Source organism: Allobosea sp. 01N443 (assembly GCF_056399325.1).
In genome coordinates this window covers 63,740-80,824 of sequence record NZ_JBFTRC010000014.1, presented here as the reverse complement: position 1 = coordinate 80,824, position 17,085 = coordinate 63,740, and the positions used below count along the sequence as shown (strand labels likewise).

Sequence of the window (17,085 nt, the reverse complement as noted above, 5' to 3'; positions counted from 1 at the left end):
GGTGATCGCTTCCGCCAGCCCGTTCCCCTTGCGGGTCGTCACCGCGATCTCGGCCAGCAGCGGCCAGCCGCCGCTGAAATTGCCCGCGAGTCTGGTCTTGCCTTCGCGGGCGGCCTTGAAGCTGAGCAGGGCGTTGGGGCCGAGATAGACGTCGGCCCGGCCTGTCTCGAGTGCGAGATAGAGCACGACGTCGTCGTCGTAATACTGCACCTCGACCGGTTTCAGGCCTTGTTTGAGGTTCTGCTCGTTCCAGCGCAGCAGGATTTGCTCCTGGTTGGTGCCGGAACCGACGATGACCTTGAGTCCGGCAACATCCTTGGGCTCCGTGATGGTGATCGGGTTGCTGGCTTTGACGTAGAAGCCGAGCAGGTCCTTGCGATAGGTGGAGAAGTCGAACTTCTCCTTGCGCTGTTCGGTGACGGTCACATTGCTGATTGCGGCGTCGTATTTGCCGGAGGCGACACCAAGCGGCCAGTCGGCCCAGGCGACGCTGACGATCTCGAGCTTCCGGCCAAGACTGTCGGCGACGAGCTGGGCGATGTCGGGCTCGGAGCCGACCAGCGTCCTTGTGTCGGTGCCATAGGCGCCGAAGGGAAGGCGCTGCGAGGCGATGGCGACGGTGAAGACGCCATCCCTGGCGAATTTGGCGTCCTTGGCGACCAGCTTGAGTGCCTCCTCGTTCCTCTCCGCACGGGGGCGGCCGGGTTGTTCCGGGCTGAGATCGAAGACCTGCTGGGCTATGGCAGGGACGGTGAGGAAGGCGGCTGCTGCGGCGAGCGCGCCGAAGCCGAGCGAAAGGGATCTGGTCCTTGCGGCCATGCTGAAAACTCCATGCGAGGGATCGGGACAGGCTCGGATCATCGGGGGAAGCGCAGGTCCCGCTGCGCTCGCCGGTTCTGGCCAGGCGCTAGAGAACCTTGGCGAGGAACTCGCGGGTCCGCGGGTGGTCGGGAGCCCCAAAAACCTTCTCGGGCGAGCCGGTTTCGAGAATGCGGCCCTGCTCCATGAAGACGACCCGGTCGGCGACCTCCCGGGCGAAGCCGATCTCATGCGTGACCACGATCAGCGTGGTGCCGGAGCTGGCGAGTTCCTTGATGACGTCGAGCACCTCGCCGACCAGTTCTGGATCGAGCGCCGAGGTCGGCTCGTCGAAGAGCAGGACCTTCGGCCGAAGTGCGAGGGCGCGGGCAATAGCCACGCGCTGCTGCTGACCGCCGGAAAGCTGGCGCGGATAGGCTTCGGCCTTCTCGGAGAGGCCGACGCGGGCCAGCAGTTCGCGCGCCTGGGCGACAGCCTCGTCACGGCCGATGTTCCGCACCGTGATCGGTGCCTCGATGACGTTCTCGAGCGCGGTCAGATGCGGGAAGAGGTTGAAGTTCTGGAACACCATGCCGACATCGACGCGGCGCTTCAGGATATCCTTTTCCTTGAGCTCATAGAGCGTGTCGCCATCCTGGCGGTAACCGATCAGCTCGCCGTCGATCGAGACGAAGCCATCATCGACGCGCTCGAGATGGTTGATCGCACGCAGGAGGGTCGACTTGCCCGAGCCGGACTGGCCGAGGATGACGGTGACGCTGCCGCGCGGGATGGTCAGGCTGACATCGTCCAGCACCTTGAGCGGGCCAAAACTCTTGCTGACGGCCTGGATGCGAACCTCGCCGCCGCTGCGGGCGAATGAGGCCCAACTCACCGGCGTGCCCGCTTCTCGCAGAAGGAGCGGGGCCGATGTCGCGACCGGCACCTGCGCCACGGCCGGGCTTGCCGAGCGACGCAGTTTTGCAAGGGCATTGCCGATCAGGGAGGGCGGCGGATTGCGCAGCGCGCCCTTCGAGTAATAGCGCTCGATATGATGCTGGATGAAGGAGAGGACGCTGAGGATAACCAGATACCAGACGGTCGCGACCATCAGCAGCGGGATCACCTCCAGATTGCGGCGATAGATGATCTGGATCGTGTAGAACAGCTCCGGCAGCGCCAGGATGTAGACCATCGAGGTGCCCTTGGCCAAACCGATGATCTCGTTGAAGCCGGTCGGCAGGATGGTGCGCATCGCCTGCGGCAGGATGATGCGCGAGGCCTGGCGTGAGCGCGGCAGGCCGAGTGCGGCTGCGGCTTCCAACTGACCCTGATCGACGGAGAGAATTCCGCCGCGAATGATCTCGGAGCAGAAGGCCGCCTGGTTGAGCGCCAGCCCGAGCACCGCTGCCGCGAATGGCGTAAGCAACTGGGTGGTCTGGTAGCTGAAGAAGGAAATCTCGGTGAACGGTACGCCGAGCGTGATCGTCTCGTAGAGATAGCCCAGATTGTTCAGCACCAGCAGCAGCACGATGAGCGGGATCGAGCGGAAGAGCCAGACATAACCCCAGGAGAGCGAGCCCAGCAGGGGCGAACCGGAGACCCGCGCCAGCGCCAGCGCCGTGCCGAGCAGGAAGCCAAAAGTGGCGCCGAGCAAGGTCAGCAGCAGGGTGCGTCCGAGGCCGGCCAGGACCGGCTCGGCAAAGAACCATTCGGCGAAAACGTCCCAGCCCCAACGTGGGTTCGAGAGGACCGAGTTCAGGATCGCGAAGATCACGATCACCGAGAAGACGGTTCCGACGGTCCGCGCCGGGTATTTCGCCGGCACGATACGATAATGCGCGTTGTCGCTCTTTCGCGCGGGTTGCGGCGGCGGCGCATCAAGCGCGCGAAAATCAGTGGTCAGGGTCATGTCAGGTCTCGTCGGGAGTCTGGGGGCGGTCTGACCCGCGCTCTGTCGGCTTGGAGGCGCTCAGGCCGCGCTGGCGGCACCCGGCCGTTCGCTGGCCGACGCATGCGGCAGATGCCCGGCGAGCGGGCCGAGCTCCTTTTCAAAGGGGAGCTTAAGATGGACCTCGGGATCGACCGTGATGTCGAAGAGTGGGCGATAGCCGGTCTGCAGGTAGAGTTCCTTGGCTTCGGGCTGCCGGAAGCCGGTCGTCAGGTAGATCCTGCTGTAGCCCTGGCGCTGGGCCTGCGCTTCAAGTTCCTCGACCACCTTGCGGGCCAAGCCCTGGCGACGGAAATCGGCGTGGGTCCAGATCCGCTTCAGCTCGGCCGTGTGCCGGTCGTGGCGCATGAAGGCCCCGCCGCCGATCGTGCGCCCATCGCGAACGAGCAGGACGAAATTGCCATCCGGCGGCGCAAACAGCTCGGCCGGATAGCGGCTCATCTCGGCACCAGGCGGCTCTCCGAAAATGCTGCCATAACGGGTCGCGTATTCCCAGGTCAGCGCTTCGATCAGGGGCTGCGAGCGCGCGTCGAGCGGCGTGGTGTAAATGAAGCTGTCGGCCATGATGGGCTGCCTTTCCGGCGGGTTCAGGAGAGGTAGGCCTGCGCCAGCGCGACCCAGTAGGTCGCCGCGGGCGCCAGGGTGGCGTCGTTGAAGTCGTAGTGAGGGCTGTGCAGGGGTGCGCTGTCGCCGTTGCCGACGAAGAGGTAGCTGCCGGGGCGAGCCTCCGAGATGAAGGCGAAATCCTCGCTGGCAGTGCGTGGCCTGAAATTCCGTTCGATCCGTTCTTCGCCGAAGGCCGCCACCGCAACCTCGCGTGCGAAGGCGGTTTCCGCATCGTGGTTGACCAGCGCGGGGAAGCCGAGCCGGTAGCGGACCTCGGCCCTTGCACCAAAACTCTCGGCCTGGGCACGCACCAGCGCCGGAATGCGCTGCTGCAACTGCTCGCGGACCGTGCTGCTGAAGGAGCGGATCGTCAGCCTGAGCTCGACGCTGTCGGGGATGACATTCGAGGCGGTGCCGCCATGGATCGAGCCGACTGTGACGACGGCGGCCTCCAGCGGGTCGATGTTGCGGGAGACCACGCTCTGCAGCGTCGTGATCACCGCGGCGGCGGCAACGACCGGGTCGACCGTCTCATGGGGAGCGGCTCCGTGTCCCCCCTTGCCGAGCACAGTGATATGGGCCTGATCGACCGAGGCCATCGCCGGACCGGCAATGAAGCCGAATTGTCCGGCCGGAACGCCCGGCCAATTGTGCAGGCCGAAGACGGCGTCGCAGGGGAAACGCTCGAACAGCCCCTCCTCGATGAGCTTGCGGGCGCCGGCGCCGATCTCCTCGGCGGGCTGGAAGATCAGGGTCAGTGTGCCTGAGAAGCGCCCGCTTTCTGCGAGATAGCGCGCTGCCGCAAGCAGGATCGCCGTATGCCCGTCATGGCCGCAGGCATGCATCGCGCCGGCATGGATGCTGGCATGGGCCAGGCCCGTTGCTTCCTGGATCGGCAGAGCATCCATATCGGCACGGATGCCCAGTCGACGCTCGCCGTTGCCGCGCCGGAGCGTCGCCACGATGCCGGTGCCGGCGAGCCCTGTCGTGTCCTCGTAGCCCCATCCGGCGAGGTGCTCCGCGACGAGTGCGCTGGTCCGCTTTTCCGCGAAGGCGAGCTCGGGGTGGCGATGAAGATCGCGGCGCAATGCGATGAACGCGTCGGCGAAGGCTGCGAGGCCTCGGGCCGCGTCTTCGCGCTCTTGCTGGCCGATGCCGGGTGTGTGAAAGGTCATGTCCTTGCCCCGGCTCAGCCGGCCGAGCGCGCCAGCGCGGCCTGCTGTGGCGCAGGTTCGCCAACATGGCGGCTTTCCCGGCGCGGCAGACCGAGATGGTCGCGTAGCGTGGTGCCGGGCAGGCTGCGGTCATAGACGCCGCGCTCTTCGAGCACCGGGATGACGAGTCGGGCGAAGTCGTCGAAACCCTCGGCAATCACGGGAAAGCCCAGGATGAAGCCATCTGCCGCCTGCTGTTCGACGCGGTCGATGATCCGTTCGGCGACGGCCCCGGCGGTGCCGATGAAATCGGTCCGCGGTGTGGTGGCTTCGAGAGCGACCTCGCGCAGGCTCAGGCCCTTCAGGGCCGCATTGCGCTTGATGCGGTCCGTGGTCGAGCGGAAGCTGTTCTTGCCGATCTCGCCCAGCTCGGGGAATGGCTGATCGAGCGGGTAGGTGCTGAAATCGTGATGGTCGAAGAAGCGGCCAAGATAGAGCAGGGCCTCGTCGATCGAGACGAGGTCGCGGATGGCGCGGTATTTCTCCTCGGCTTCCCGCTCGGTCGCTCCCACGATCGGGCCGATGCCCGGGAAGACCTTGATGTCGCTCGCGCTGCGGCCATGGGCGATGGCGCTGTTCTTGATGCTGCGATAGAAGCCCTGGGCCTCCTCGAGTGCGACATTGTTGCTGAAGACGGCATCCGCGTGCTTGCCGGCAAGCCCGATCCCAGCGTCGGAGGCGCCTGCCTGGAAGACGACCGGCTGCCCTTGCGCGGAGCGGGAAATGTTCAGCGGCCCCTCGACCTGGAAGAAGCGGCCCTTGTGCCCCAGCGTGTGGAGCTTGGCCTTGTCGAAGAAGACGCCGTTCTCGCGGTCCCGCGGGAAGGCATCGTCGTCCCAGGAATCCCAAAGGCCCTTGATGACATCGAGATATTCGGTGGCGATCTCATAGCGGAGGGCATGCTCCGGATGCGGCCGGCTATAGTTGCGGCCCGAGCCTTCGAGCGGCGAGGTCACCGCATTCCAGCCGGCGCGCCCGCCCGAGATCAGATCAAGCGAGGCGAACTGGCGCGCGATGGTGAAGGGATCGCTGTAGGAGGTCGAGACGGTGCCGACGAGGCCGAGCTTGCTGGTCGAAGCAGCCAGCGCCGACAGGATCGTCAGCGGCTCGAAGCGGTTCAGGAAATGCGGGATCGACTTGTCGTTGATGTAGAGCCCGTCGGCGACAAAGGCGAAGGCGATGCCGGCACTCTCCGCCTTGCGCGCGGTGCGGACGAAGAAGTCGAAATTGACGCTGGCATCGGTAGGGCTGCTGGGATGGCGCCAGGAGTTCATATGGCTGCCCGGGCCCTGCAGCATGATGCCGAAAGTGATGGGTTTCTTGCTCATGGAACGTGCTCCGGTGGAGAAAGTGGTCAGGCCGCGGCCGTCAGGACTTCGTCGGCGAGCAGCGCGATCGACGCGAGCCGCTGCTGCCGGGCGGCTGCCGGCGTATCGAGGATGAATTCAGCGATGCCGAAGCGCCGGTGCAGCGCATCGAGCTCGCGCCGGACCCGGCCCGGCGTGCCGGCGACGATGCTCGGGCGGCGCAACTCCGTGCGGTAGGAGGTCACGCCCGCTTGCCGGGCGTATTCCGCGGCCTGCGCTTCGCTGCCGACATTGAGAGCCTGACCATCGTCGAGGTAGAGACGCACGATCTGCAGCCCGTCCGCGATCCGTTCGGCTTCCACGTTGCTCTCGGCGGCCAGCGCGGTCACCGCGAGGAGCGGCGTGCCAGGGCCTCCTGCATTGGCGAAGGCCTCGATGCTTGCCTCGATCGCTGCGTGATCGCCATTGAGCTGACCGGCAAAGACGAACTGCCAGCCCTGTTCGGCGGCAAGTCGCGCGCTTTCCGGGCTGCCGCCGAGCAGGAAGCGCTGCGGCACCTCGGGCGGGATTGGCGCTACAAGGGGCCGGTCGAGGGCCTGGCCAGCGTCCGTTCCGTGATCGAGATAGGCGCCGAGTTGGCGCAACTGCGTGCCGAACTCGCGCCGGACGGCGGGATCATGTCCCCATTGCAGCGCGCGCGTCGCCAGTGGCAGTCCGCCCGGCGCCTTGCCGATGYCGAGATCGACCCGGCCCGGTGCGAGTGAGGCGAGGACGTGGAAGTTCTCCGCCACCTTGTAGGGGCTGTAATGCTGGAGAAGGACGCCGCCCGACCCGACCCGAATGCGCGAGGTGCTGGCCAGGATATAGGCCGCCAGCACTTCCGGAGAGGAACTGGCGACGCCCGCCATGCCATGATGCTCGGCGAGCCAGAAACGGTGATAGCCCCAGCACTCCGCATTCTGAGCAAGTGCGACCGAGCGGGCGAGGGCGATGCTGCCGGTCTCGTCGTCGAAGACGGGGCTCTTTTCGAGCAGGCTGAGGCGATAGGTCATTGGAGCGGCCTTCGTGGATGCAGGTCTGCGTGCGGGTTTGGGGCGGGTGGAATCAGAGCGCCCGCAGGCCGAGCGCCGCCGCGGCCTCGTCCGCCATCCAGCCGAGGCGCTCGTAGTCGCCGCGCCAGTAGACGAGGGCCGCTTCGTCGGCGCCGAATCTGACGGCCCGCACGCGGCCGATGACGATGCTGTGGGAATGGCGCTCGATCAGTTCCTCGACTTCGCAGTCGAGGGAGGCGAGCGTGCCCACCAGGAGTGGGGCGCCGGTTGCGGCGGTGGTCCATTCGGCGTGCCGGAAGCGCTCGACGCCCTTCTCGCCGTTCCGTCCGGCGAAGCGATCCGCGATCTGCTTCTGCGCCGCATTCAGGAAGTTGATGCCGAAGGTGCGATACCGCTGCAGGGTCGGATAGCTCGACGATGTGCGGTTGAGTCCGAACATGACGGTCGGAGGCTCGGCCGAGAGCGAGGCGACCGAGGTCGCCGTGAGGCCGGTCCGATCCTCGCCTGCGCCGGTCGTGATGACACTGACCCCGCCAGCGAGGTGGCGGAAAGCGGCACGGAATGCTGCTGCTTCGTCGCGAATCGTGGGCGAAGCTGTTGGCAAGCGCGTGACGATGCTCATGGGGAATCCTTCAAGCCATGCGGGCGGGTTTGGACGCAGCGATCTCGCAACGGCTGTCGATCAAGCCGTGCGTTCGCCGACCGAGCCGGCCAGCGGCCGAGCCGAAAAGAGGGGTGGTGGGACGTTCCGAGCGGGCCAGAACACTGTCTGACCCAAATCCGAGGCGTCGACGGTGTTCGGCATGGCTCCGCCCCGGCCGAGCTGAGCGGCGTTACCCACGCGGGATCAGGAGGAGCGGGGCGCGGTGCCGTTCAGGCCCGGCACGCAGGAGTGTTCAACATCGATGCGCCCGATCAGACGCAGTTTTATGAATATAAAGTGGAATTCTCTTCGATGTTGATTCAGTCATGAACGTGTCTCCAGCAATCGGGAGCCCACGAATGCATTCGTGGTGCTTTTAGCTTTGGTGACGCGGTGCAAGCTGCTCCAGCAAATCCCGCGATCGACACCGTCGATACTATGATCATTCTGCATCAGGTTGCTTCGGTCAATGAAACGTCTTTTCAAAGATCGCTCTCGAACCGGGATAAACGCCTCTGGACGGCGAGGTGCTCGAAAGGCTTTGCCTCATGCGCTGGACGTACGTGACCTGCTGGGCATCCCGCCTTCGTCAGCGCGCAACTCCGACATTGCTGGCGCACCGGCAGCGCGCTGGGCAGAGACGCAAGGTCACCATTCCAGCTTGGCGAACACTCGCAAGATGGCTGCCCTGGCTTTCATCCAACAGTCATCCCGGCGTCATCCAGGCGACCTAGGCAGGCGGCCTCACAGCTGGATTGCCGAGAATGAAACGCCAGAATGTTCTCCTGATCGTCGTCGACCAATGGCGCGCCGATTTCATACCGCATCTGATGCGGGCCGAGGGGCGCGATCCCTTCCTGAAGACGCCGAATCTCGATCGCCTTTGCGCGGAGGGCGTGACCTTCCGCAACCATGTCACGGCCTGCGTGCCTTGCGGTCCGGCCCGGGCCAGCCTGCTCACCGGCCTCTACCTGATGAACCACCGCGCCGTGCAGAACACGGTGCCGCTCGACCAGCGCCATTTCAATCTCGGCAAGGCGCTGCGCGCCATCGGCTATGATCCTGCGCTGATCGGCTACACCACGACGACGCCCGACCCGCGTGCGACCTCGAAGAACGACCCGCGCTTCCTCGTGCTCGGCGACCTGATGGACGGTTTCCGTTCGGTCGGCGCCTTCGAGCCCAATATGGACGGCTATTTCGGCTGGGTGGCGCAGAACGGCTTCGAACTGCCGGAAAAGCGCGAGGATATCTGGCTGCCGGAGGGCGAGGACTCGGTGCCGGGCGCGACCGACAAGCCGTCGCGCATCCCCAAGGAATTCTCCGACTCGACCTTCTTCACCGAACGCGCGCTGACCTATCTGAAGGGGCGCGCCGGCCGGCCGTTCTTCCTGCATCTCGGCTATTATCGTCCGCATCCGCCCTTCGTTGCGCCGGCGCCCTATCACGCGATGTACCGCCCGGAGGATATGCCCGGGTTGGTGCGGGCGGAATCACCGGAAGCCGAGGCGGCTCAGCATCCGCTGACCAAGTTCTACATCGACTCGATCAAGCGCGGCTCCTTCTTCCACGGCGCAGAAGGCTCGGGCGCGACCTTGGACGAGGCTGAAATCCGCCAGATGCGGGCGACCTATTGCGGCCTGATCACCGAGATCGACGACTGCCTCGGCCGGGTTTTCGCCTATCTCGACGAGACCGGGCAGTGGGACGACACGTTGATCGTCTTCACCAGCGATCATGGCGAGCAGCTCGGCGACCACCACCTGCTCGGCAAGATCGGCTTCAACGACGAGAGCTTCCGCATTCCGTTGGTGGTGAAGGACCCGCGCGGAGCGGATGAGCGTCGCGGTGCGATCGACGCCTCCTTCACCGAGAGTGTCGACGTGATGCCGACCATTCTCGACTGGCTCGGCGGCGAGGCGCCGCGCGCCTGCGACGGGCGCTCGGTGATGCCGTTCCTCAGCGAGGGACGGCCGGCGGATTGGCGCAGCGAGCTGCACTACGAATACGATTTCCGCGACGTGCACTACTCCCAGCCGGAGCAGGTGCTGGGCCTCCACATGGATCAGTCCAGCCTCTGCGTGATCCAGGACGAGCACTACAAATACGTCCATTTCGCCGCGCTGCCGCCGCTCTTCTTCGACCTCGCCAAGGATCCGCACCAGTTCGTCAATCTGGCCGAGGACCCGGCCTATGCCGCCCTGGTGCGCGACTATGCCCAGAAGGCGCTGTCCTGGCGGCTGATCCATGCCGACCGGACCCTGACCCATTTCCGCTCCGGCCCGCGCGGGCTCGAGGAGCGCGATCCCAACGCCACCCCCTCAGGAGATGAACAATGGTCGGTTCCTTCACGCGTCGCGGCGCAATAGCGCTCGGCGGCTCGGCCCTCATTCTGCCGCGCTTTGCGATCGCGCAGGCCGATAACCGGCCCTCGATCACCATCGCAGTGCAGAAGATCGCCAATTCCAACACGCTCGACGTGCTGCGCGAGCAGTCCAATGTCGGTGAGCGTGTCTTCTTCTCGTCGATCTGGGAGGGGCTGATCGGCCGCAACTGGCTCGGCAATCTCGAGACGGTTCCCGGTCTTGCCACCGAGTGGAAGCGCATCGACGACAAGACCGTCGAGCTCAAGCTGCGCCGCGGCGTGAAGTTCCATAACGGCGATGAGCTGACGGCGGAGGACGTCGCGTTCTCCTTCAGCAAACAGCGCATGTTCGGCGACACGCAGCCGTCGCAAGGCAAGACGATCTCGGTCGACTTCGTCGTGGGTGGTGGCCGCGCCAACAAGGAACTGCCGGCGGAAGTGCCGGCGGTGGCGCGCCGCTCCTGGCCGGCTCTGCTCGGCATCGAGATCGTCGACAAATACACGGTGCGCTTCGTCAACGGCACGCCCGACGTGACGATGGAGGGCCGCATCTCGCGCTATGGCAGCGAGATCATGAATCGTCGCGCCTTCGAGGAGGCGAAGACCTATAGCGACTGGGCGACCAGGCCGGTCACGACAGGCCCCTACCGGATCGCCGAGTATCGCCCGGACGTCTCGCTGTTGCTCGAGGCCCATGACGAGTACTGGGGTGGCCGCCCGCCGCTGAAGTCGATCCGTTTTGTCGAGGTGCCGGAGACGGCGTCCCGCATCAACGGGCTGCTCTCCGGCCAGTACCAGTTCGCCTGCGATATCCCGCCGGACCAGATCTCGCAGATCGAGAAGAATCCCGCCTTCGAGGTACAGGGCGGGACCATCCTCAATCACCGCCTGACGGTGTTCGACAAGAACCATGCGCAGCTGCAAAATCCGCTGGTTCGCCGCGCCATGACACATTCGATCGACCGGCAGGCGATCGTCGAATCGCTTTGGGCCGGCCGTACCGTCGTGCCGAAGGGGCTGCAATGGCCCTATTATGGCGAGATGTACCACGCCGATTGGGCGGTGCCGGCCTTCGATCTGAAGCTGGCGCGCGAGCTGGTCAAGCAGTCCGGCTACAAGGGCGATCCGATCCCCTATCGGCTGCTCAACAACTACTACACCAACCAGACTGCCACGGCGCAGGTCCTGGTCGAGATGTGGAAAGAGGCGGGGCTCAACGTCGAAATCCAGGTCAAGGAGAACTGGCAGCAGATTCTCGAGCGCACGCCGACCCGGGCGGTACGCGACTGGTCGAATTCGGCGCCCTTCAACGATCCCGTCTCCTCGATCGTCGCCCAGCACGGTCCAAACGGCCAGCAGCAGCAGGCCGGCGAATGGCGCAATGACGAGATGAACACGCTCTCGGTCGAACTCGAAACCTCGACCGACCGCGCCCGCCGCAAGGCTGCGTTCCGGCGCATGCTGGAAATCGCGGAGCGCGAGGACCCGGCCTATACGGTGCTGCACCAGAACGCGACCTTCACGGCCAAGCCCAAGGCACTGGCCTGGAAGGCCTCGCCGGCCTTCGCCATGGATTTCCGCGCCGAGAACTGGGGCGGCCGGAGCTGAACGCAGTCTTATCGCGGCGCGCCCCGAAAGGGCGCGCCGTTTTCTGTTTCCGATGACTTCTGGAGGGTTCCTTGACCCATCTGACACGCCGCCATGCGCTTGGCCTCGGCGCGGCCTCGACCGGTGCCCTGATCCTGCCGCGCTTCGCGATCGCGCAGGCCGATAACCGGCCCTCGATCACCATCGCGGTCCAGAAGATCGCCAATTCCAACACGTTGGAAACGCTGCGCGAGCAGTCCAATGTCGGCACTCGCACCTTCTACAGCTATGCCGAGAGCCTGATCGATACCGCCTGGGCCGGCGACCTGTCGCTCCGGCCGGGCCTCGCCACGGCCTGGCGCCGCATCGACGACCGCACCGTCGAGCTGACGCTACGCCAGGGCGTGACGTTTCATAATGGCGAGACCATGACTGCCGAGGACGTCGCCTTCTCCTTCGGCTCCGAACGGATGTGGGGCGGAGCGGGGCAGGCGGGCTCGGCCGGGCTATTCGGTTCGGTGACTGCCGGCGCCGCCGGCAAGCAGCCGCCCGCCGAGGTGGTGGCGGTGGCGAGGCGAGCCTTCCCGGGCTTCGAGAAAATCGAGATCGTCGATCCGCAGACCGTTCGCTTCGTCAACAAGACACCCGACGTGACGCTCGAAGGCCGTATCTCGCGCAATGTCGGCATCATCGTCTCGCGCAAGGCCTTTGCCGAGGCTGGAAGCTGGCTCGACTGGGCGCGCAAGCCCGTCGGCACAGGGCCCTATGGGATCGCCGAGTTCAAGCCGGACCAGTCGCTGACGCTCGTCGCGCATGACGCCTACTGGGGCGGCCGGCCGCCGCTTAGGCAGATCCGGTTTGTCGAGGTGCCGGAGACGGCGTCCCGCATCAACGGTCTGCGTTCGGGCGAGTATGACTTTGCCTGCGATATCCCGCCTGACCAGATCAGCGAGATCGAGAAGAACCCGCGTCATGAGGTGCTCGGCGGCCTGATCGCCAATCACCGCCTGACGACCTTCGACAAGACGCACCCGCAGCTCGAGAACCCGCTGGTGCGTCGGGCCATGACCCATGCCATCGACCGCCAGACCATCGTCGATGCGCTCTGGGGCGGGCGCACCCGCGTGCCCAAGGGCCTGCAATGGGAGTTCTACGGCGACATGTTCATCGCCGATTGGGCGGTCCCGGCCTTCGATCCCAAACTCGCCCGCGAACTGGTGAAGCAGTCGGGCTACAAGGGCGACACGATTCCTTACCGGCTGCTCAACAATTACTATACCGGCCAGGTTTCAACGGCGCAGGTGCTGATCGAGAGCTGGCGCGAGATCGGCCTGAACGTCGAAATCGAAAGCAAGGAGAACTTCCCGCAGGTTCTGGCAAAGGGGCCGACGCGGGCGGTACGCGACTGGTCGAACAGCGCCGCCTTCAACGATCCTGTCGCCTCGATCACCGCCCAGCACGGCCCGACCGGCCAGCAATGGCAGATTGGCGAATGGCGCAACGACGAGATGGGCAAGCTGTCCGACGAGCTTGAAACTTCGACCGACCGTGCCAGGCGCAAGGCGATGTTCCGCCGCATCCTGGAAATCTGCGAGCGTGAGGACCCCGCCTATACCGTGCTGCACCAGACAGCGAATTTCACGGCGAAGCGCCGGGATATCCAGTGGAAGGCGGCACAGGCCTTCGTCATGGATTTCAGGGCGCGCAATTGGGGCGGGATCCGCTCGTGAGCACGATGTTGGACAGGTTCGGCAGCGTCGCTGACCCGCTGGTCGAGATCAATGGACTGACGGTCGCCTTCGACGGCGTGAAGGTGTTGCACGGCATCGATCTCTCGGTCGCACGCGGCGAGGCGGTCGGCCTGGTCGGCGAGTCCGGCTGCGGCAAATCGGTGACCTGGCTGGCAGCCCTCGGCCTGCTGCCGAAGAAGGCGAGCGTCTCCGGCAATGTCAGGCTGGGCAGCACGGAACTGATCGACGCCGAACCGGACGTGCTGGACACGGTGCGTGGTGGGCGCATTGCCATGATCTTCCAGGATCCGGCGAGCGCGCTCAACCCGGTCCTTCGCCTCGGCAAGCAGGTGGGCGAGGCCCTGGCGCTGCATGGCGGCCTCTCGGGTGCGGCGATCAGGGCGGAGGCGAAACGCCTGTTCGATCTCGTCGGGATTCCAGACGCGGCGCGCCGCCTCGACGCGTTCCCGCATGAGCTCTCGGGTGGCCAGAACCAGCGCGTAATGATCGCCATGGCGCTCGCCGGCAAACCCGACCTGCTCGTGGCCGACGAACCGACCACGGCGCTCGATGCCACCATCCAGGCGCAGATCCTCGAGCTGTTGACCAAGATCCGGCGCGAGACCGACATGGCGCTCGTGCTGATCAGCCATGATCTCGGCGTGATATCGCAGACCTGCGACCGGGTCTGCGTGATGTATGCCGGGCGGATCATCGAGACCGCCGAGGCTCAGTCGCTGTTCGACGAGCCGCTGCATCCCTACACGCAGGGCTTGATCGCGGCGCTGCCGCCGCTGGAAGGCGTGCGCCGCAGGCTCGACCCGATCGAGGGCAATGTGCCCGAGCCTTGGAACCTGCCACCCGGCTGCGCCTTCGCGCCACGTTGCCCACGGCGGGGCGAGGCCTGCGACGCAGGCGTGCCACCGCTGGCCTGGAAGGCGCCGGGACGCTTTGCGGCCTGCATCAAGGCGCTTCAAGCGGAACCTGTCCGTCCGCGGAAGCCGGTCTACGCATGAGCGCTCCCTTGCTTCAGACGAGAAATGTCGCGCGCTGCTACGGCATGCGCGAAGGCCTGCTGGGCCGATCTATCGAGGTGCGCGCCGTCGACGGCGTCTCGCTGACGGTCGAGCGTGGCCGGACGCTTGGCCTCGTCGGTGAATCCGGCTCCGGCAAATCGACCACGGGCCGGCTCGCGCTCGGGCTCGAGAAGCCCGACGCGGGGGATGTTCTGTTCAACGGCGCTCCGATGCCGGCCACGGACACCTTGGCCTGGCGCCAGATGCGCGCGCGCATGCAGATGATCTACCAGGACCCGCTGGGCGCGCTCGACCGGCGTCTCCAGATCGTCGAACAGGTGCGCGAGCCCTTCGACGTGCATGGGCTCGGCGAGCCGAAGGAGCGTGAGGCGCTGGCCTTCGCGTTGCTGCAATCGGTCGGCCTGCGCGCCGACCAGGGCCGGCGCTACCCGCATGAACTCTCCGGAGGGCAGCGCCAGCGCGCTGTCATCGCCCGCGCGCTTGCCACCAAGCCGGACCTCCTGGTCTGCGACGAGCCGGTCTCGGCGCTCGACGTCTCCATCCAGGCCCAGGTGATCAATCTCCTGGTCGATATCCAGCAGGAACTCGGCCTCGGTCTGCTCTTCATCAGTCACGATCTCAAAGTGGTCAGGCAGGTCAGCCATCGCGTCGCGGTGATGTATCTCGGCCGGATCGTCGAAGAGGGCGAGGCCGATCTGCTGCTCTCCAATCCGGCACATCCCTATACCGAGGCCCTGGTCTCGGCCGCGCCGGTGCCCGGCCGCCGCACGCGCCCCCGAATCGTGCTGCAGGGCGACCCGCCGAATCCTGCGGCGCGCCCCTCGGGATGCGCCTTCCACCCACGCTGCCATGCGGCGCGCGAGCGCTGCAAGGTCGAGAGCCCGTTGCTGAAGCCGATGCCGGACGGCCGGCTTGCTGCCTGCCATGTCGCGCATGACCAGGCCAACTTCCTGAAGGCGGCGAGCTGATGCTGCGTTTCTTCTTTCTGCGTCTCGGGCGCGCGGCGCTGACCGTTGCCCTCGTCGTTACTTTCGCCTTTGTCGTGCTCAGGCTTTCGGGCGATCCGGCGCTGATCATCATGAGCGTGGATGCGCMGCCCGAGGCCATTGCCGCCTTCCGCAAGGCCTGGGGCCTCGATGATCCGATCTGGCTGCAGTATCTGCGCTATTTCTCGGCGATCGGGCAGGGTGAGCTTGGCCAATCGATGCGCGATGGCCGGCCGGCTCTCGAACTCGTCGCCGAGCGCATTCCGGCCACGCTGGCGCTGACCCTGCCGGCGCTTGCGCTCAAGCTCGGCATCGGCATCCCCGCCGGCATCTATGCCTCCCTGCATCGCGACAGCCTGATCGACCGCATCGTCATGGTCACGGCGGTCGCGGGCTTCACGGTGCCGAGCTTCGTGCTCGGCCTGGTTCTGGTGCTGATCTTCTCGGTCCAGCTCGGATGGCTGCCCTCCGGCGGCCAGGAGAGCTGGCGCCACGCCATCCTGCCGGTGTTGACGCTCGGCATTGGCGGCGCCGCAGTGCTTGCCCGCTTCACCCGCAGCGCCATGCTCGAGGTGCTCGGCCAGTCCTATATCCGCACGGCCAGCGCCAAGGGCGTGCCGTGGCCTGCCGTAGTGCGCGGCCACGCGCTGCCCAACGCCGCAGTCCCGACCGTCACCATCGTCGGCTTCATGGTCGGCAGCCTGATCGCCGGCGCAGTGGTGGTCGAGAGCGTGTTCTCATGGCCGGGCGTCGGGCGGCTGCTGGTGGTGTCGGTCGCCAACCGCGATCTTGCCATCGTGCAGTGCATCCTCCTGCTGGTCGCGATCACCATGGTCAGCGCCAATCTGATCGTCGATCTGCTCTACGGTGTGCTCGATCCACGCCTGCGCAGCGGCGCCAAGGCGGGAGGGCATTGAGATGGCCGATATCACAGCCACCGGCGCCACCCCTACCTCCGTCGACAAGACTGCCCCGCAACCGAAGAACYGCATCCCGCTGCTGGTCTGGTTCGGGCTGATCTGGATCGGCTTCATCCTGATCGTGGCGCTGACGGCGGACTGGATCACGCCCTATCGTTTCACGGCCTACGATCTGCGCAATCGGCTTTCGCCGCCCGGCCATGTGCTGCACTGGCTCGGCACGGACGAACTCGGCCGCGACGTGCTCTCGCGCCTGATCATTTCGATCCGCATCTCGCTGCTGGTCGCCTTCGGGGCGACCGTGATCTCGGCGGTGTTCGGCACGGTGATGGGCTTTCTCGCCGCGCATTTCCGCGGCTGGGTCGAGCAGTTCGTGCTGATGCTGGCCGATTTCCAGGCGGCGATGCCCTTCCTGATCCTTGCGTTGTCGGTGCTTGCCTTTTTCGGCAATGCGCTGCCGCTCTTCATCGGGCTGATGGGGCTCTACGGCTGGGAGCGCTATGCCCGCATCTCGCGCGGCCTGGCGATCTCGGCAGGGGCGCAGGGCTATGCCGGGGCTGTGCGCCAGATCGGGGCAAGCCCGGCACGCGTCTACCTGCGCCATATCCTGCCGAATATCGCCTCGACGCTGATCGTCTCGATGACGCTGACCTTTCCTGAAGTCATCCTGCTCGAGAGCGGGCTCTCCTTCCTAGGGCTCGGCGTGCAGCCTCCGATGACCAGCCTCGGCAATATGGTCGGCTATGGTCGCGAATATCTGACCCGTGCCCCCTGGATCATGCTCGCGCCAGCCTGCACCATCGTGCTGACGACGCTGGCGGTGAGTCTCGTCGGCGACTGGCTGCGCGACCGGCTCGATCCGACCCTGCGCTGATCCTGGAGAGACAAC

At 65.9% G+C, this 17,085-nt stretch carries 14 protein-coding genes; 7 read left to right on the top strand and 7 right to left on the bottom strand.

Going from position 1 to position 17,085, the window contains the following annotated elements; translation table 11 throughout:
* From AC1DRP_RS06645 to AC1DRP_RS06615, 7 genes are all read right to left on the bottom strand, one after another.
* Positions 1–819 (bottom strand): ABC transporter substrate-binding protein (locus AC1DRP_RS06645; RefSeq protein WP_476768144.1); only part of this gene is annotated, 819 nt, incomplete at its 3' end.
* A gap of 88 nt (positions 820–907) precedes the next feature.
* On the bottom strand, positions 908–2,710 hold the full coding sequence (locus AC1DRP_RS06640; protein ID WP_476768143.1) for an amino acid ABC transporter permease/ATP-binding protein: 1,803 nt from the start codon (positions 2,708–2,710) through the stop codon (positions 908–910).
* Positions 2,711–2,770: 60 nt separating this feature from the next.
* A complete protein-coding gene (locus tag AC1DRP_RS06635; RefSeq protein ID WP_441505900.1) occupies positions 2,771–3,313 on the bottom strand; it encodes a GNAT family N-acetyltransferase in 543 nt (180 codons plus the stop codon).
* 23 nt (positions 3,314–3,336) lie between these two features.
* Positions 3,337–4,530 (bottom strand): M20 aminoacylase family protein, encoded by a 1,194-nt coding sequence (locus AC1DRP_RS06630; protein WP_476768142.1) that lies wholly within the window; start codon positions 4,528–4,530, stop codon positions 3,337–3,339.
* 14 nt (positions 4,531–4,544) lie between these two features.
* Positions 4,545–5,897, bottom strand: a complete 1,353-nt coding sequence (locus AC1DRP_RS06625; protein ID WP_476768141.1) for an LLM class flavin-dependent oxidoreductase — start codon at positions 5,895–5,897, stop codon at positions 4,545–4,547.
* 26 nt (positions 5,898–5,923) lie between these two features.
* Positions 5,924–6,928 (bottom strand): MsnO8 family LLM class oxidoreductase, encoded by a 1,005-nt coding sequence (locus tag AC1DRP_RS06620; RefSeq protein ID WP_476768140.1) that lies wholly within the window; start codon positions 6,926–6,928, stop codon positions 5,924–5,926.
* Between the two features lie 52 nt (positions 6,929–6,980).
* On the bottom strand, positions 6,981–7,550 hold the full coding sequence (locus AC1DRP_RS06615; RefSeq protein ID WP_441489803.1) for a flavin reductase family protein: 570 nt from the start codon (positions 7,548–7,550) through the stop codon (positions 6,981–6,983).
* 785 nt (positions 7,551–8,335) lie between these two features.
* On the opposite strand from AC1DRP_RS06615, the gene pehA reads away from it, so the two are divergent.
* From pehA to AC1DRP_RS06580, 7 genes are all read left to right on the top strand, one after another.
* On the top strand, positions 8,336–9,940 hold the full coding sequence (pehA, locus tag AC1DRP_RS06610; RefSeq protein ID WP_476768139.1) for a phosphoric/sulfuric ester hydrolase PehA: 1,605 nt from the start codon (positions 8,336–8,338) through the stop codon (positions 9,938–9,940).
* Entirely contained in the window at positions 9,907–11,544 is a 1,638-nt protein-coding gene (locus tag AC1DRP_RS06605; protein WP_441505897.1) for an ABC transporter substrate-binding protein, read from the top strand. Before pehA ends, AC1DRP_RS06605 begins: the two co-directional genes overlap by 34 nt.
* A 71-nt stretch (positions 11,545–11,615) precedes the next feature.
* The gene (locus tag AC1DRP_RS06600) at positions 11,616–13,253 is read left to right on the top strand and encodes an ABC transporter substrate-binding protein (protein ID WP_476768138.1); all 1,638 of its coding nucleotides are present in this window, start codon (positions 11,616–11,618) and stop codon (positions 13,251–13,253) included.
* 5 nt (positions 13,254–13,258) lie between these two features.
* Entirely contained in the window at positions 13,259–14,269 is a 1,011-nt protein-coding gene (locus tag AC1DRP_RS06595) for an ABC transporter ATP-binding protein (RefSeq protein WP_441506008.1), read from the top strand.
* On the top strand, positions 14,266–15,258 hold the full coding sequence (locus AC1DRP_RS06590; protein ID WP_476768137.1) for an ABC transporter ATP-binding protein: 993 nt from the start codon (positions 14,266–14,268) through the stop codon (positions 15,256–15,258). The genes AC1DRP_RS06595 and AC1DRP_RS06590 overlap by 4 nt, the downstream gene beginning before the upstream one ends.
* A complete protein-coding gene (locus tag AC1DRP_RS06585) occupies positions 15,258–16,193 on the top strand; it encodes an ABC transporter permease (protein WP_476768136.1) in 936 nt (311 codons plus the stop codon). Before AC1DRP_RS06590 ends, AC1DRP_RS06585 begins: the two co-directional genes overlap by 1 nt.
* Before the next feature lies 1 nt (position 16,194).
* Complete coding sequence (locus AC1DRP_RS06580) at positions 16,195–17,070, top strand: ABC transporter permease (RefSeq protein ID WP_476768135.1); 876 nt, start codon at positions 16,195–16,197, stop codon at positions 17,068–17,070.
* The last annotated feature ends 15 nt before the right edge of the window (positions 17,071–17,085 follow it).